The organism is Sphingobium wenxiniae (assembly GCF_007830065.1).
Lineage (GTDB): Bacteria > Pseudomonadota > Alphaproteobacteria > Sphingomonadales > Sphingomonadaceae > Sphingobium > Sphingobium wenxiniae.
The window spans coordinates 442104-457972 of sequence record NZ_VLKK01000001.1 but is presented as its reverse complement, the minus strand read 5'-3'; the positions used below and the strand labels follow the sequence as shown (position 1 = coordinate 457972).

Below are 15869 nucleotides of genomic sequence, written 5' to 3'. Positions count from 1 at the left end.
TCAGGCGGTGGCCTGACCTGCATTGGGCCGGTCCAGATAGGGCAGGCGGTCCGTCAGCGCGTCGGGCAATCCGCCGACGATCCAGGCCCGCGCCCGATGCCACAGCGCCGACAGCAGCAGCAGGGCCGATCCGATCACCAGGGCCGTGAAGGCGGCGGATAGTTCGACCGCCCCGGCCTTGTGGAACAGCGCATAGAGCGCGAACAACACATAAGCGAGGCTCGACACCAGAAGGGCGCGCCGGTCGATGGTCAGCGCCACCAGCCCGAAGGCGACATAGAGCGCGATGACCATCACGGCCTTGCCGATGCCCATTTCATTCCCTTCGAACACGCCCAGCAGATGAAACAGGGAATGGGCGATCATGGGAGCGGCCGTTAGGTGCAGCCAGAAAGCCACGTCGGCGCGCCGGGTCGTCCGTCCCCGGTCCGACATGTCCCAGCGCATCGCCAGGGCAAAGATCGCAAGGCCCGCGATCAGCAGCAGGATGACCCATAGTCTTTCATTTCCCGGCGCGATGGACAGGACAAGGCCCGCCACGACTGCCGCGCCCGCCGCCGCGCCTGCCGCGACGGTGATCGGCACCATGAAGCGCCGCCAATGCGCCCAGGCCGCGCCCGCGCTCGCCAAGGCGACGGCGGATACGATCAGCCCCGCGGTCCTGTCGTCCGCGTCGGGCAGGATTTGCCCCGCCAGCGCCGCAAGGGCAAAGGCCACGCCGCCCACGAATCCGCCCAGCAGCAATATGGAGGGCAGCGCCATCCGCCGCCGGCGCGTGAAATATTCGGCCAGCCCCCAACTGGCGGCGGCGACCAGCAGGCCCGACGCGATGGACGGATGATGCTCCGCCGCGCCCAGGCGCAGGCTGTTGCCCAGCCATCCGACCGCGACAAGCAATATGATGCTGGCGATGGCGACGAAGATATCGTTGAAGCCCGTCAGCAGGCGGAAATGTTCTTCGTCGACCACCGGGCTGGCGCGCATGCGGGCCACATGGTCGCGCAGCGCCTGGGCGGCGTCGGCGGAAAGGGCGCCGGCCGCTATGGCATCCTGCAAATCGCTCTCGCTATACATGGCCGCCCTCCGCCAAATGCTTGATCCCGTTCGATCTACCATTGCTGTATTGATTAAACAATACAGCATATTTTTCTCCTTTTCCGGGCCATGCGGGAACCCTGTCGCCCTTCGCGCTGGTCGAGGAAATCGGGTCCTGGTTCGACGGGCCGCTCCATCGCCGCGGCGCGGACGGGCGCGGACCTCGCCTATATGGGGTCGCCCTTCATCGCGACGGAGGTGGCCGATGCGGTCCGCCTATAAGCTGATGATCGTCAATAGCGGGGCGGGCGATTCAGCCTGCGGACGCGTTCATCGATCAGCTCAAGGCCGAATATGCGGATGCCGCAGCAGCCTTCCGCTCACAGGAAAGCGCGCAGTTCCGCGATGAAGCCATCGAACCTGTCATGATGCAGCCAGTGGCCGGCATTGGCGAATTCCACCAGCCGGGCGTCCTGAAAATGAGCGGCCCGGCCGTCCTGGACCGGATTTGACGCCCAACTGTCAGCGCCAAGGCACAGCAGGACGGGACAGGTGATCCGGCTCCAGAAATGCGGCAGTTCCTCATCCGCTCCCATGTCGGGCGCCCAGCCGCGCAGGCAGGGGTCGAATTTCCAGCCATAGCTGCCATCTTCGTTCCGGTTGGTGCCGTGGATCGTCAGATGCAACGCCTGCTCGACGGACAGATGGTCGTTGCGCGCGCGCATACGCTCCACCGCGGCTTCGATCGTGGCTAGCCTGCGGCCGGGCTTGCGCAATATGGTCCGCCGCAGGTCGATCCATTCGCGCCACTTGTCGACGACGGCTTCTTCCGCCCTTTCCCGAAGGCGCGCCGGGGAAAGGCCCAGCCCTTCTATGGCGACGAGCTTCGCCACCCGTTCGGGATACAGCCCCGCATAGCGCAGGCTGATCGACCCGCCGAGCGAATGGGCGACGATCGTCACCGTCTCGCTCCCGATCATGTCCACCATCTGCGCCAGATCATAGACGAAGCTGCTCATCATATAGCTGCCGTCCGAAGACCAGCCGCTGTCGCCATGCCCGCGCAGGTCAACGGCCATGACGTGATAGTCGCGGCACAACGCCCGGGCGGTCCAGTCCCAGCTGCGCGCATGATCGAAACCCCCGTGCACCAGGATCAAGGGCGGCGCCGAGGGATTTCCCCAATCCAGATAGTGCAGGCGCGTCCGCAGCGATGTGAAGAAATGCGATGTCGGGGTGGGCGCTGCGGGCGTGTCCATGCGATCCTGCCATTTGGGGAGAAGGTCTTTTCCTTCTTGGTCAAGCACAGGCCGCTTGCAATAGCCATGGCGGCGGAAAAAGCGGTTTTCCGTCTCCGGCCGGGAAATCTATCCCTTGGACCTGCGGCTGTCGGAAACCGGGCTATCAGGCATCGGCCTGCCGCCTATGGTGCTGACGATCCGGGCGAGGGCCGCCTGTTTGAACGGTTTGTCCAGCCTTGGCCTGCTGGTCGCATGGGGCGGCAGTTCGGCAAAGCCGGTGATGATGATGACCGGCAGGCCCGGCAGTTTTTCCTCGATCACATCGGCCAGTTGCGCGCCGGTCATGCCGGGCATCGCATGATCGGTGATGACCAGATTGATGGTCCCCTGCTCCAATATCCGCAGGGCGTCCGCCGCGCTGCTTGCCTGAAATACCGTGTGCCCCAGGTCCTCCAGCATCCCGGCCGTATTGGTCAGCACCAGATCGTCGTCGTCGACCGCCAGAATCACCAGCGGTTCGCCGGTTTCCCATGCGGGTTCCGCGTCGTTTTCCTCGATGCTCTGGGCGTGGGAGGCCGTCATCGGCAGCCAGAGCGACACCGTCGTGCCCTTGCCCACTTCGCTCGCGATGGTTATCGCGCCGCCGCATTGCTCCGCAAAGCCGTGGACCATCGACAGGCCAAGCCCTGTGCCCTTGCCCACGCCCTTGGTGGTGAAAAAGGGTTCGGTGGCGCGCGCCAGTGTCGCCGGGTCCATGCCGTCGCCCTCATCGATGACCGACAAGCGGATATAGGGACCGGGCGCCAGGTCGCTACGCGGAAGCGGGGGCATCGAGACCTCAACGCCTTCCAGGATCAGGCGGCCCACGCTCCGCATCGCGTCGCGGGCATTGACCGCAAGGTTGAGCAGCGCGAGTTCGAGTTGACCCGGATCGGCATGGGCGGATGCCATGGAAAGGGGAAAACGGGTTTCGATGGTAATGCCCGTGCCCAGCGTGGCCTTGAGCAATTCGGCCATGTCGCGCACCAGCGCGATGCAATCGACGCTTTGCAGTTTCAGTTCCTGCTTGCGGGCAAAGGCCAGCATACGCTGGGTCAGCATCGCGCCCCGCTCCGCTGCCGCCATGGCGTTGTCGATATAGCGGGAAATGTCGGCCCCGGTGGCCAGTCGCTGCCGCGCAAGGTCGAGGCTGCCCACGATAACGGCCAGCAGGTTGTTGAAATCATGGGCCACGCCGCCCGTCAGCTTGCCGATGGCTTCCATCTTTTGCGTCTGGAAAATGGCGTCGCGTGCTTCTTCGAGCGCCTGCTGCGCCTCGCGCCGTTCGGTAAGGTCGCGCGTGACCTTCGCAAAGCCAAGCAGTTCGCCCTCCGGATTACGGATGGCGTCGATGACGACGCTAGCCCAGAATCGCGAACCGTCCTTGCGCATCCTCCACCCTTCCGCTTCGAATCGCCCCTCGCGCGCGGCGGTTTCCAGCGCCCGGGACGGAACGCCTGCCAACCTGTCCTCTTCGGAATAGAAGCGGGAAAAATTGTGGCCGAGGATCTCCTGTTCCCGATATCCCTTCAGCCGCTCGGCCCCGGCATTCCAACTGGTCACCGTGCCGGTGGGATCGAGCATGTAAATTGCATAGTCCGTCACACTCTGGACCAGCAGTTCGAACCGATTTTCCAGCTGGTCAGGCACTGCCTTTTTCATCCGGACCCGAAATCCTTGTTATCTTTGCCCAGGCAAAACGCGCTGCCTTGAATAACGGTTCCTCGCAGGAGATGATTCGATCTTCCGCTGGCGGCCGGTATTCGATGGTCCCATAGCATGATCTGCCGCGTATAGGACGGCCCATGTGGGAAGGCCGCGGGATTTATGCAGATGCCAGGATCGGCGAGGATGAGAATGAAAGACTAGAACGTTGTTTCAGGGGAATAACCATGAAGGCTGAACAGATTCTTGCGGAGTTCGTGGGAGTCGATGATTTTGGTCCAATGACCGATTACGTGGTCACTGAGTTGCCAAAAGACACGTATGAGTGCGTGCCGATCAGCGACCTTTCGACAGACAATCCGAAGGGTCATGACCTGACGGACTCCGTGATATGGTATCCTAAAGGCGCGTTGGATATGGTGCGCCGCGTCAGGATTCAGGTGCTGAGACACTCTCCCAGATGCACGATCTACTTTCTCCGAACTGCACCGAGCATGATCCTCAAGCTCAATGGGCCGGGGCATTCGGTTTTGAATCTTTCCCGTAACAAGCTCGCGATGAAGATTCGCATGACCGGCGGCGATGGCGACGCGTTCCGGGGCTGCAAGGTAATCATCGGAGAGGGAGCGTTTGCCGGTGGTGTCGAGGCTGTCCTGTTGAACACCGACCTGCTCATCAAAAAGCAAAGTCTCTGGTCTGATGGAATATTGATTCAAGGCTCCAACCAGCACGGCATTGTGAATCGGGCGACAATGGAATTGGTCAACTATGGCCGCAATCGGATCATATTGGAGCCGCATGTTTGGATCGGCCGTCGCGCGGTGCTCACCAGCGGGGCGCACATCGGGGCTGGTTCCGTCGTCGGGACAGCCGCCGTCGCGACAAAGAGCTATCCGGCTTCTTGCATCATAGCGGGAAATCCGGGGCGGATCGTAAAGCGCAATATGACATGGGCAAACGCGCTTACGAACGTCAGCAATGTCGAACGGGCGATCATCGATCAATATGCGCCATTCGCTATCGATGAGCCGCTGCCCTCTCCTTCATGGATTGGTAAGGCGAAGGCGTTCGCCCAATCGGTCTGGCTCAAGGCCGCTGCCGCCGGGGTTGCAGGAGCGGCGATATTCGAAGCTTTGCAAGAGCTTGTCTTTGCCTTTGAATGACGCAAGGCGCATCATCTGTTGTAAATGGAAGCAAAGCGCCGAAGCTGGAGCGGGTGAGGGGAATCGAACCCCCGTCGTCAGCTTGGGAAGCTGCTGCTCTACCATTGAGCTACACCCGCGTTGTCCTGCCCATGGCATGACCGAAAAGGCGCGTCAACCGACCTGCCGTTTGGCCAGCTTTCGCGCCAATGTGCGGCGGTGCATCCCCAATCGCCGCGCCGCTTCGGAAATATTGAAATCGCTGTCCTTCAGCACTGCGTGGATATGTTCCCACTCCAGCGTCTTGATCGAGGTCGGCCGGGGCGCGAGCGGCGCCGAGGGATTGCCGCCCGAGCGCGCGAAGGCGGCCTCTATATCGTCGGTATTGGACGGTTTCGCCAGATAATTGGTCGCGCCCAGCTTGATCGCCTCCACCGCCGTCGCAATGCTGGCAAAGCCCGTCAGGACCACGATCAGAATCGCGGGATCGTGGGCATGGAGCGTCTGCACGCACAGCAACCCCGACTGCGCGCCGAGTTTCAGGTCCACCACGGCATAGCCCGGATCATGCTCCGCCAGCAGGGCCTCCAGCGCTTCCTGGCTGTTTGCGACCAGCACCCGATAGTCGCGCCGCTCGAACGACCGCTTGAGCGTGCGGGCAAAGGCTTCGTCGTCCTCGACGATCACCAGCAGCCGGTCATCGGTCATCGGCATTCCACTCCTCCTCCTCCATGGCGAGCGTGCCCAGCGGCAGGCGCAGCAGGATCAGCGCCCCGCCGTCCGCGCCGTTGCTGGCGTTCACCCGCCCGCCCAGCTTCCGCACGACGTTGACCACCAGGAACAGGCCAAGGCCGCCGCCCTGCTTGCCCTTGCTCGACCGGTAGGGTTTGCCGAAATCCGCCAGCATCTCCTCGCTGAAACCGGGGCCGTTGTCGCGCACCGCGATGTTGAGCCAGCTATTGTCCCGTCCGATCAGCATGTCGATCCGGCTCGCGCCAGCCTCCCGGGCATTGTCGAGCAGGTTGCCGATGGCCTGGCGGATCACCGGATCGGCGATGATGCGGGGATAGTCATGCGGCCCGAAATCGCACAGCAGCGCCGTGCCGGGATGGGCCGCCCGCCAATCCCGCGCGATGCCTTCCACGAAATCGCGCAGGCTCGTCACCTGCGAGGCTTCCCCGCGCGCTTCGCCCGACGACAGCAGGATGCCGGTAACGATCGCCTTGCAGCGCTGCACCGCCGCCTGCATCTCCTGCACTTCCTCGACCAGAGCGGGATGTTTCGTCACTTCCTTCATATGGAGCCAGTCGCCCAGCACGACGGCAAGCTGCGACAGGGGCGTGCCCAGTTCATGCGCCGCGCCGGACGCGAGCAGGCCCATGCGGACGATATGCTCCTCTTCCGCCGCCTGCTGCCGCAGCCGCGCCAGATATTTCTCCCGCAATTGCAGATTATGCGTCACGCGCGACATGAACAGCACCAGCAGCACCGCGATCATCGTGAAGTTGATCCATGTGCCGACGATGTGCAGATCGAACAAATGCCCTTCCAAGGCGCGGGAAAGGGTCAGCGGATGATAGAATATCGAAAGCAGCGCCGCGCAGAGCGCCGACAGGATCGCGATTCCCCAGACGCTCCATCGGTCGAGCAGCACCGTGCCCAGCGCCACTTGCAACAGATAGAGGCCGATGAAGGGATTGGTCGCCCCGCCGCTCAGGTAAAGCTGCGCCGTCAATACCAGCACGTCGAACAGCAGGGCAAGGAACAGTTCGGGCCGGGCCACGTCGGTCCGGCGGCGTAATATCGCGAAGCTCGCGACGTTCATCGCGCAGGCCAAGGCCGCGATCAGCAGCATCGGCGCGATCGGCAAGTGGATGCCCATGCCGAAATGCACGATCAGGATCGTCGCGACCTGCCCGGCGATGGCGATCCAGCGCAACTGCACCAGCAGCGCCATGTTCCGCCGCCCGGCGGCGTCGGCGGGCCACTGGCTGGGCAGCCACTGGGCATTGATCGGCAATTTTTTCATTCCGCCCCGCGCGCTGTCAACTCCTGACGCATGACGAAGATGTATGCGCCCGCGCTCATGATCGCCAGAGCGAACCATGTGATCGCGTAGGAAAGATGGCTATTGGGAAAGCGCACGACCGTAAGCCCGCCGACGGGCAGCGCGTAGGGGGAGGGGGACGCCTGGGCGTCGATGAAATAATTCGCGACCGGCCTTAGTCCGCGTTTCGCCGCGATGGCTGCCACGTCCCGCGAATACCAGCGGTCCGCGCCCGGATCGTTGGCGCGCAGGAAACCGCCGCCCGGCTCGCTCAGGCGCAGCAGCCCGGTCAGCGCCACGCGGCCCCTTGGCTGTTCATAGCTGGCCTTCGCTTCCGGCGGCACGAACCCGCGATTGACGATCACGGCGAAACCGCGATCCGTCATCAGTGGCGTCATCACCCAATAGCCGGAGCCGCGCACCGTGGACGCCTGAACCAGCGCCGCCCTGTCATGCAGGAAATGCCCCTGCACGGCGACGCGCCGATATTCGTCGGCTGCGCTCGCCATGGCGGGCGCCGCCACCGGAGCGGCATGAACCCGCGCATCCACCCGCGCGATCAGGTCTCGCTTCCATGCCAGCCTGTGCACCTGCCAGACGCCCAGCGCGCCAAAGCCCGCCACCAGCATCGCCGCGATCAGCGTCAGCCCGATCAGGAACCCCGCTGACCGCCGCTTCGCCTTCACGGCATCTGGCTCATGTCATGCGCGCTCATGCCCTGCATCTGGGGCATCATATTGTGATTGAGGTGATACATGACCCACATCGACCCGGCCAGCGTGATGACGACCAGCACCAGCGTGAAGATCAGCGCCATCATCGTCCACCCGCCTTCCGACCGGGTGTTCATGTGCAGGAAGTAGATCATGTGCACCACGATCTGCACCACGGCAAAGGCCATGATGACCATGGCGGTCGTCTGCGGATTGGCGAAATAACCCGTCATCACCAGCCAGAAAGGGATGGCCGTCAGGATCACCGACAGGCCGAAACCGATCATATAGCTGCCGAAAGTGCCATGGGCATGGCCATCGTCATGATGACCGTGATTGCTCTGTTCGTGCGCGCTCATCGCAGCATCCCCATCAGGTAAACGAAGGTGAAGACGCCGATCCAGATGACGTCCAGAAAGTGCCAGAACATCGAAAGGCACATCAACCGACGCTGATTGGCGGGGATCAGGCCCTTTTTGGCGACCTGCACCATCAGCGTCGCCAGCCAGATGATGCCGAAGGTGACGTGCAGCCCGTGCGTGCCGACCAGCGCGAAGAAGGCGGACAGGAAACCCGACCGCATCGGCGTCGCGCCTTCATGGATCAGATGCGCGAACTCATAAAGTTCGATGCCGAGAAAGGCGAGGCCGAACAGTCCGGTGATCGCCAGCCATCCCTGCGTCGCGCCGATCCGGTTCTTTTCCACCGCCAGCATGGCAAAACCATAGGTGATGGATGAAAAGAGCAGCATCGCCGTGTTCAAAGCCACCAGCGACAGGTCGAACAGGTCTTTCGGCCCCGGTCCCGCCGCATAATTGCCGCCCAGCACGGCATAGGTCGCGAACAGGCAGGCGAAGATGAGGCAATCGCTCATCAGATACATCCAGAAGCCCAGCATGGTGCTGGACCCTTCCGGATGATGCGGTTCATGCTCCAGGTGGAAGAGCGGCTTGCCGTCCTTGTCGAGGAAGGCGGGGTCTATGGTGGGTGCGCTTGCCATGATATTAGCCCTGCATCGCGAGCTGACGGGTGCGCTCGCCCTCAGTGCGCTCGACCACGTCCCTAGGGATATGGAAGTCGCGCTTATAGTTGAAGGTATGGCCGATCGCGACGGCGAGGATGCCGACGAAGCTCAATCCCGCAAGCCACCACATGTACCAGATCATGCCGACCGAAAAGGCGATGGAAAGCCCCGCGATGATGACCCCCGTGCCGGTGTTGCTCGGCATATGGATCGGCTCGAACCCGCTGGTGGGGCGCTGATATCCGCGCTTCTTCATGTCCGCCCATGCGTCGCCGTCATGGATGACCGGCGTGAAGGCGAAGTTATAGTCGGGCGGGGGCGAACTGGTCGCCCATTCCAGCGTGCGGCCGTTCCACGGGTCGCCGGTGGTGTCGCGCAGCTTGTCGCGGTTCTTGATGCTGACCCCGAACTGGATGAACATGCAGGCGATGCCGGCGGCGATCATGACCGCGCCCAGCGCCGCGATCTCGAACCATATCTGAAGGCTCGGATCGTCGAACACCCGCATCCGGCGCGTCACGCCCATCAGGCCCAATATGTAGAGCGGCATGAACGCGAACCAGAAGCCCACGACCCACAGCCAGAAGCTGTAGACGCCCCATTTGCGGTCCAGCTTGAACCCGAATGCCTTGGGCCACCAGTAGTTGATCGCCGCGAACAGGCCGAACAGCACGCCGCCGATGATGACGTTGTGGAAGTGCGCGATCAGGAACAGCGAGTTGTGCAGCACGAAGTCGGCGGGCGGCACCGCCAGCAGCACGCCGGTCATGCCCCCGACCACGAAGGTCAGCATGAAGGCGACCGTCCACATCATCGGCAGTTCGAAGCGGATGCGTCCGCGATACATGGTGAACAGCCAGTTGAAGAGCTTCGCGCCCGTCGGGATCGAAATCACCATCGTCGTGATGCCGAAGAAGCTGTTGACGCTCGCGCCCGACCCCATGGTGAAGAAGTGGTGCAGCCACACGAGGTAGGACAGGATCGCGATCACGACCGTCGCATAGACCATCGACGAATAGCCGAAGAGCCGCTTGTTCGAGAAGGTCGAGGTGACTTCGGAAAACACGCCGAACAGCGGCAGGATGAGGATATAGACTTCCGGGTGGCCCCATATCCAGATGAGGTTCACATACATCATCGGATTGCCGCCCATGTCGTTCGTGAAGAACGCCGTCCCGACATAGCGGTCGAGGCTGAGCAGCGCCAGAACGGCGGTCAGCACGGGGAAGGCCGCGACGATCAGCACGTTGGCGCAGAGCGACGTCCACACGAAGATCGGCAGCTTCATCATCGACATGCCCGGCGCGCGCATCTTCACGATGGTCGCGATCAAGTTGACGCCGGACAGCAGCGTCCCGATGCCCGCTATCTGTAGCCCCCATATATAATAATCGACGCCGACGCCGGGGCTGTAGGCGATCCCAGACAGCGGCGGATAGGCCAGCCAGCCCGTCCGCGCGAACTCGCCCACGAACAGCGACATCATGACGATCACGGCGCCCGCCGTGGTCATCCAGAAGCTGAAATTGTTGAGGAAGGGGAAGGACACGTCCCGCGCGCCGATCTGCAACGGCACCATATAGTTCATGATCCCGGTTATCATCGGCATCGCGACGAAGAAGATCATGATGACGCCATGCGCCGTGAATATCTGGTCGTAGTGATGGGCGTTCAGATAGCCTTCCGATCCGTTGAAGGCCATCGCCTGCTGCAACCGCATCATGACCGCATCGGCAAAGCCGCGCACGAACATGATGAGGCCCAGGATCATGTACATGATCCCGATGCGCTTATGATCGACCGTCGTGAACCAGTCGCGCCACAACATGCCCCACAGCCGATATTTGGTGACGAGGCCCAGCACCGCGACGCCGCCGATGGCGACCGCGATGAAGGTGCCGATCAGGATCGGCTCATGGATCGGAATCGCGCTCCAGTCGAGCCGTCCGAAGATCAGTTTCCAGATGCCGCTATTTTCCGAGGCGGGATGAGGGGACATGGTCAAGCCTTCAGGCGAAAGGAAAGGGGGAAGGGACGGCGGGCGCTCGGGGCGCGGGGTGGGGGATCACATGCCATGATGCCCCTCATGCCCATCCTGATCCTGCTGATGCGGCGCCTGATGACCCTGCTCTGCCGGAGTCTTTTCGGCGGCGGGCGTCATGCCCGCGGGCTGGGCGATCTCGCCCGCCCGTCCCGGCTCGACCGGATGGAAGCCGCCGACATCGATGGTGCCGTCATGACGCAGCCCTTCGGTGTCGCGGGCCGATTCCTTGCCCGCGCCGCCCCTGGCGTCGGTCATCATCACCGCGTCCATGCATTTCTTGCCCGGTTGGACGCACATGTTGAGCGCGGCGTGGAACAGGTGCGGCTCGACGCTGCCGAAATAGATCGGCGGCACCTTCTCGCTCGGCTGCTCCAGCTTCACATAGGCGGCGCGGTCAAGGCTGGCGCCGCTGGCCTTCACCTTGGCGACCCACTGATCGAAGCCCGCCTTGTCCAGCGCGTGAAAGCGGAACCGCATGTTGGAAAAGCCCGCGCCCGAATAATTGGCGGAAAAGCCTTCGAAATTTCCCGGCTTGTTGGCGACGGCATGCAGCACCGTCTGCATCCCCGGCATGGCATAGATCTGTCCGGCCAGCGCCGGCACGAAGAAGCTGTTCATGATGCTGGACGATGTGATCTTGAACTCGATAGGCTGGTCCACCGGCGCGGCCATCTCATTCACCGTCGCGATGCCCAGTTCCGGGTAGATGAACAGCCATTTCCAGTCCATTGCCACCACTTCGACCTGCAGGCGTTTGGCGGCCGGGTCGACCCTGCGCTCATGGTCGATGCGCTCAATGGGGCGGTATGGGTCCAGCAGATGCGTGCTGGTCCAGGTGATCGCGCCCAGCGCGATGATGATGAGCAGCGGCGCGGACCAGATCAGCAGTTCCAGCGTCGTGGAATGATCCCAGTCGGGATCATGGTCCTTGGCCTGCGCCTTTTCCCGATAGCGCCACGCGAACCACACGGTCATCGCCATGACCGGCAGGATGATGAGCAGCATCAGGGCGGTGGAGATCAGGATCAGGTTACGCTGCTGCAATGCAACATCGCCCGCCGGATTCATCAAAATCCAGTCGCAACCGCCCAGCGGCAGCAGCAGGGCGGGGCTGAGGCGGCGCAAAAATGCGGAACGATCAAGGAAGCGGCGAACGGTCATGCTGTCCGCATAGGCTGGGCGTTTACGGATCGACATTGGACCTTTTGTCCTATCCCCTCGCAGGTGCAAAATAGGGCATGGCCTGTTCGACCACCGGTACGATTCGACTTGTTGCAACGAAATGCGGCATGGATCGTTCCGCAGACTGAAGGCCAGCGAGACACCATGACTTCCGTGACGACCACGCCCAGTTCGACCGCGATGGAACGCGATGCGCGCAATGTGACCGCGCGGGACAAGCGCGTCGCGCCCGGCGAGATCGCCATCGGCGTCATCATCGGCCGCACGTCGGAATTTTTCGACTTCTTCGTCTATGCCATCGCATCGTGCATCGTCTTTCCCGCGCACGTCTTCCCCTATCTCAGCCCTCTCGCGGGGACGCTCTGGTCTTTCGCCATCTTCGCGCTCGCCTTCATCACGCGGCCCATCGGCTCGGTCATCTTCATGTGGGTGGACCGGCATTATGGCCGGGGCGTAAAGCTCACCATCGCTCTTTTCCTGCTGGGCGGATCGACGGCGGCCATTGCCTTCCTGCCGGGCTACGACACCATCGGCCATTGGTCGGCGGCGCTGCTGGCGCTGTTCCGCTGCGGGCAGGGCGTGGCGCTTGGCGGCACATGGGACGGCCTCGCCTCGCTGCTGTCGCTCAATGCGCCGAAGAACAAGCGGGGCTGGTACGCCATGATGCCGCAGCTTGGCGCGCCGCTCGCGCTGCTGGTGGCGAGCGGCCTGTTCGCCTTCTTCCTGTCCACCCTGTCGCGCGCGGATTTCCTCGACTGGGGCTGGCGTTATCCTTTCTTCGTGGCCTTCGCGATCAACGTGGTGGCTCTGTTTGCCCGCCTCCGCATCGTCGTCACCCATGAGTTTGAGCGCCTGTTCGAATCGAAGGAGCTTCAACCCTCGCCCGTGCTGGAAACCATCCGCGGCGATGGGCGCAACATCGTCATCGGCGCGTTCGCTCCGCTGGCGAGCTTCGCGCTGTTCCATATGGTGACGGTATTCCCGCTCTCATGGATCGCGCTTTACACGGAGCAGCCGCTGGAGCGTTTCCTGGGCATTGAGATGATCGGCGCGGTCGTCGGCATCCTCGCGATCGTCGTGTCGGGCTTCGTCGCCGATCAGGTCGGCCGCCGTTCGCTGCTGGGCTATTCGGCGATCGGCATCGCGATTTTCGCGGTGGCTTCGCCGCTGCTGCTGGATGGCGGCGAACTGGCCGAAGTCGCCTTCATGGTGCTGGGCTTCATCCTGCTCGGCCTCAGTTTCGGCCAGTCGTCGGGCGTGGTCGCGTCCAATTTCTCCAGCGCCACACGCTATACCGGCTCCGCGCTGACGTCCGATCTCGCCTGGTTGGTCGGCGCGGGCTTTGCGCCTTTGGTCGCGCTGGCATTGTCGGCCAGCTTTGGCCTTGCCGCTTCGGGCGTCTATCTGCTGTCGGGCGCGGTCGTGACGGGCATCGCCCTTTTCATCAACAAGGAACTGGCGGGCCGCGACCGCTGAACGGGATCAGGCCCGGCTCTGCCTCTGCATCCGGGCCAGCGCCTTGCGATCGAACCAGCCGGTCATCCCCCCTCTCGGTCTGAAGCGCGGCAGCCATTCGCCATAAAGATCCTCCATCCGGTGGGGCAGTCCTTGCGGACCTTCCCGCCCCATGATGTCGGAAATGATGCGGTTCTGGAAATAGCGCACCGAATAATTGCTCATCCGTCGATATTGCATGCGCCAGCTTGCCGGGCTGAGCAGGCTGACCGGCTCGCAGCGGAAGCCCGCGCCTTCGCATGGGACGATCCGCTCGGACACCCAGTTCGCGTCGCGTTCCAGATCGGTATGCGCCCATGCGGCGACCATCCCGTCGTCGCCGACCAGATCGTCGGGCAGGCGTAGCCCCCGCTCCCGGATCGCGGCGAGAAATCGCCGGGGCAGGGCATAAAGATCGCCGAACAGCCCGCGCTCCACCTTCAGATTGTGCCGGTAAATCTGCGCCCGCCGCCCATTCATCGGCATACCGGCGGCGGCATTGGCTTCCGGATGGGCCGCGAGATCCGCGACCAGGGCGTCGATGGAGCCGGGCGTGATTTCGGCGTCGCCGTCCATGAAGATGACGGCCTCTTCCTCTCCGGTCAGCAGATCGTGCACGAAATGATTCCAGGTCCGCGACTTGCCTCCCTGAGCGATGTCGTGGACGACGACATGCGTCCGCCCCGCCGCGATCCTTTGCGCGTGTTCCACGGTCGCATCGGTGGTGCCGTTCACCAATATGTGGAAGCGGATGTCCGCCCTGTCCAGCGGCAGCGAGCCGAGGCACAGGCCGATGCGCCGTTCCTCCTGATGCGCGAAAATGCCGACCGCGATCGTCATGTTTCAGTGGATATCCCAGGCCTGTTCGCCGTGCAGCGCCATATCCAGTCCGGTTTCCTCCTCCTTGGCGCTGGCCCGCAACGGAAGGAGCATGGAAATCAGCAGCGCCGCGATGGCGGTCCCCGCCATCGACCACAGGGCAACCGCGGCCACGCCGGTAATCTGGCTCAGCATCGCGTCGCTCAGGCTGATCGCGCCTTCAAAACCGACGCCGCCCAGCATGGGAAGGATGAAGACCGGCAGCAAAAGGACGCCCGCAAGTCCACCGATCCCGTGAAGCACGAAAATCCGCGCCGGATCGTCCGCCCTCTTTCCGATGAAGCCAATGATTCCACGGCAGATCGCCGCCGCCGCAAGGCCGATCAGCATCGCGCCGCCCGCGCCCACCAGCGCCGCGCTCGCCGCGATGGCCGCGATACCCGCCAGAGCGCCCGAAACCGCGCCCGTCGCGGCGGCGCGCCCGCTCAGCACTCTGTCCAGCGCCATCCAGCCCAGCGCGCCCGCGCAGGCCGCGAAATGCCCGTTGAGAATGGCCGTCGCCGCATCGTCGGTCGCGCCCAGCGCCCATCCGCCGACGCCGCCCGCCAATCCCAGCCAGATCAGCGCACCGCCCGCCATGCCCAGCACCGGCGCATGGCCGCTTGCCGTGGCGGAGGCGCGCCGTCCCGCGATCAGGGTCAGCGAAAGCACGGAAAAGCCCGCGCACAGATGCACCACAAGCCCCCCGGCGAAATCCATGACGCCCAGGCCCGCCAGCCATCCGCCGCCCCATGTCCAATGGGCGACCGGCACATAGACAAGCAGCAGCCAGAGCGGCGCGAACAAGACCATCCATCCCGTCCGCCCCCGATCGACGACCGCGCCGCCGACCAGGCAGGCGGCGAAGACGGCAAGGCTCATCTGGAACAGGACAAAGGCCGATTCCGGCACGGTCATGCCCTCGCGCAAGGCTGCCAGATTGGCGAGCAGCAGATTACCGCTTCCCCCCAGCCACGCATCGCCCGGCGCATAGATCAGGCTGTATGCCGCTATGGCCCAGGCCAGCGACACGCCCGCCGCGACGCCCATATTCTGCGCCATCGCGCAAAGGGCGCTTCGCACGGAAGATGCCCCCGCCAGCCGCAGCGCCAGCCCCGGCAAAGCCGCCAGCAGAACCAGCATGGCGCACAGCATCATCCATGCGGTGTCGCCGCTGTCGGCCGCCGCGACCTGCGCGAAGGCGGCTTGCGGCGTCAGCAGGGCCATGGCGAAGGGCAGGGCAAGAAAAGGGCGCATGATGAAGACCGGCTGTTTCATATCGGCCTTCCTTAATCCTCCGCCGGTAAAGACTTCGATAAAACAGGCGCGGACGGCGGACATCGTGGCCGCGATGCCTGCCCTCCATCTCCATCGGAACGATGATT

General features: G+C 63.4%; 14 protein-coding genes, 1 tRNA gene and 1 pseudogene. 3 read left to right on the top strand and 13 right to left on the bottom strand.

All coding sequences use genetic code 11. The annotated features are described in order from the left end of the window. On the bottom strand, positions 1 to 1074 hold the full coding sequence (locus IQ35_RS02230) for a hypothetical protein (protein WP_021243819.1): 1074 nt from the start codon (positions 1072 to 1074) through the stop codon (positions 1 to 3). 86 nt (positions 1075 to 1160) lie between these two features. Here IQ35_RS02230 and IQ35_RS21370 point away from each other — a divergent pair. Continuing rightward, positions 1161 to 1348 (top strand): annotated as a pseudogene (locus IQ35_RS21370) (nitronate monooxygenase); the annotation flags it as partial. 67 nt (positions 1349 to 1415) lie between these two features. Here the strand turns inward: IQ35_RS21370 and IQ35_RS02220 are convergent. Both IQ35_RS02220 and IQ35_RS02215 read right to left on the bottom strand, forming a co-directional pair. Then, positions 1416 to 2294 (bottom strand): alpha/beta fold hydrolase, encoded by an 879-nt coding sequence (locus IQ35_RS02220; RefSeq protein WP_021243820.1) that lies wholly within the window; start codon positions 2292 to 2294, stop codon positions 1416 to 1418. A 108-nt stretch (positions 2295 to 2402) separates the two neighbouring features. Further along, positions 2403 to 3977 (bottom strand): PAS domain-containing sensor histidine kinase, encoded by a 1575-nt coding sequence (locus tag IQ35_RS02215; protein ID WP_145071832.1) that lies wholly within the window; start codon positions 3975 to 3977, stop codon positions 2403 to 2405. A 143-nt stretch (positions 3978 to 4120) separates the two neighbouring features. Here IQ35_RS02215 and IQ35_RS02210 point away from each other — a divergent pair, with 143 nt between their 5' ends. Further along, a complete protein-coding gene (locus tag IQ35_RS02210) occupies positions 4121 to 5143 on the top strand; it encodes an acyltransferase (RefSeq protein ID WP_145071831.1) in 1023 nt (340 codons plus the stop codon). 45 nt (positions 5144 to 5188) lie between these two features. On the opposite strand, the gene IQ35_RS02205 is transcribed toward IQ35_RS02210, so the two are convergent. The 8 genes from IQ35_RS02205 to cyoA all read right to left on the bottom strand — a co-directional run bounded on the left by IQ35_RS02205 (position 5189) and on the right by cyoA (position 12111). Next, positions 5189 to 5262: transfer RNA gene (locus IQ35_RS02205), tRNA-Gly, on the bottom strand. A 34-nt stretch (positions 5263 to 5296) separates the two neighbouring features. Then, entirely contained in the window at positions 5297 to 5830 is a 534-nt protein-coding gene (locus IQ35_RS02200; protein ID WP_145071876.1) for a response regulator transcription factor, read from the bottom strand. Further along, positions 5820 to 7151: an ATP-binding protein gene (locus tag IQ35_RS02195; protein ID WP_145071830.1), complete on the bottom strand. Its 1332-nt coding sequence runs from the start codon at positions 7149 to 7151 to the stop codon at positions 5820 to 5822. The genes IQ35_RS02200 and IQ35_RS02195 overlap by 11 nt, the downstream gene beginning before the upstream one ends. Further along, positions 7148 to 7798: an SURF1 family protein gene (locus IQ35_RS02190; protein ID WP_145071877.1), complete on the bottom strand. Its 651-nt coding sequence runs from the start codon at positions 7796 to 7798 to the stop codon at positions 7148 to 7150. Before IQ35_RS02190 ends, IQ35_RS02195 begins: the two co-directional genes overlap by 4 nt. Positions 7799 to 7851: 53 nt before the next feature. Further along, entirely contained in the window at positions 7852 to 8241 is a 390-nt protein-coding gene (cyoD, locus tag IQ35_RS02185; protein WP_145071829.1) for a cytochrome o ubiquinol oxidase subunit IV, read from the bottom strand. Continuing rightward, positions 8238 to 8882 carry a cytochrome o ubiquinol oxidase subunit III gene (cyoC, locus tag IQ35_RS02180; RefSeq protein WP_021243827.1) on the bottom strand — a complete coding sequence of 215 codons (645 nt, stop codon included), beginning with the start codon at positions 8880 to 8882 and terminating at the stop codon, positions 8238 to 8240. The genes cyoD and cyoC overlap by 4 nt, the downstream gene beginning before the upstream one ends. Before the next feature lie 4 nt (positions 8883 to 8886). Next, positions 8887 to 10905 carry a cytochrome o ubiquinol oxidase subunit I gene (gene cyoB / locus IQ35_RS02175; protein WP_021243828.1) on the bottom strand — a complete coding sequence of 673 codons (2019 nt, stop codon included), beginning with the start codon at positions 10903 to 10905 and terminating at the stop codon, positions 8887 to 8889. 66 nt (positions 10906 to 10971) lie between these two features. Continuing rightward, entirely contained in the window at positions 10972 to 12111 is a 1140-nt protein-coding gene (cyoA, locus tag IQ35_RS02170) for a ubiquinol oxidase subunit II (protein ID WP_145071875.1), read from the bottom strand. Between the two features lie 165 nt (positions 12112 to 12276). Here cyoA and IQ35_RS02165 point away from each other — a divergent pair, with 165 nt between their 5' ends. Beyond that, positions 12277 to 13608, top strand: coding sequence for an MFS transporter (locus IQ35_RS02165; protein ID WP_021243830.1), 1332 nt, complete (start codon positions 12277 to 12279; stop codon positions 13606 to 13608). 6 nt (positions 13609 to 13614) lie between these two features. On the opposite strand, the gene IQ35_RS02160 is transcribed toward IQ35_RS02165, so the two are convergent. Both IQ35_RS02160 and IQ35_RS02155 read right to left on the bottom strand, forming a co-directional pair. After that, on the bottom strand, positions 13615 to 14466 hold the full coding sequence (locus IQ35_RS02160; protein WP_021243831.1) for a glycosyltransferase family 2 protein: 852 nt from the start codon (positions 14464 to 14466) through the stop codon (positions 13615 to 13617). 3 nt (positions 14467 to 14469) lie between these two features. Next, complete coding sequence (locus IQ35_RS02155) at positions 14470 to 15741, bottom strand: ammonium transporter (protein WP_145071874.1); 1272 nt, start codon at positions 15739 to 15741, stop codon at positions 14470 to 14472. Positions 15742 to 15869 lie beyond the last annotated feature (128 nt).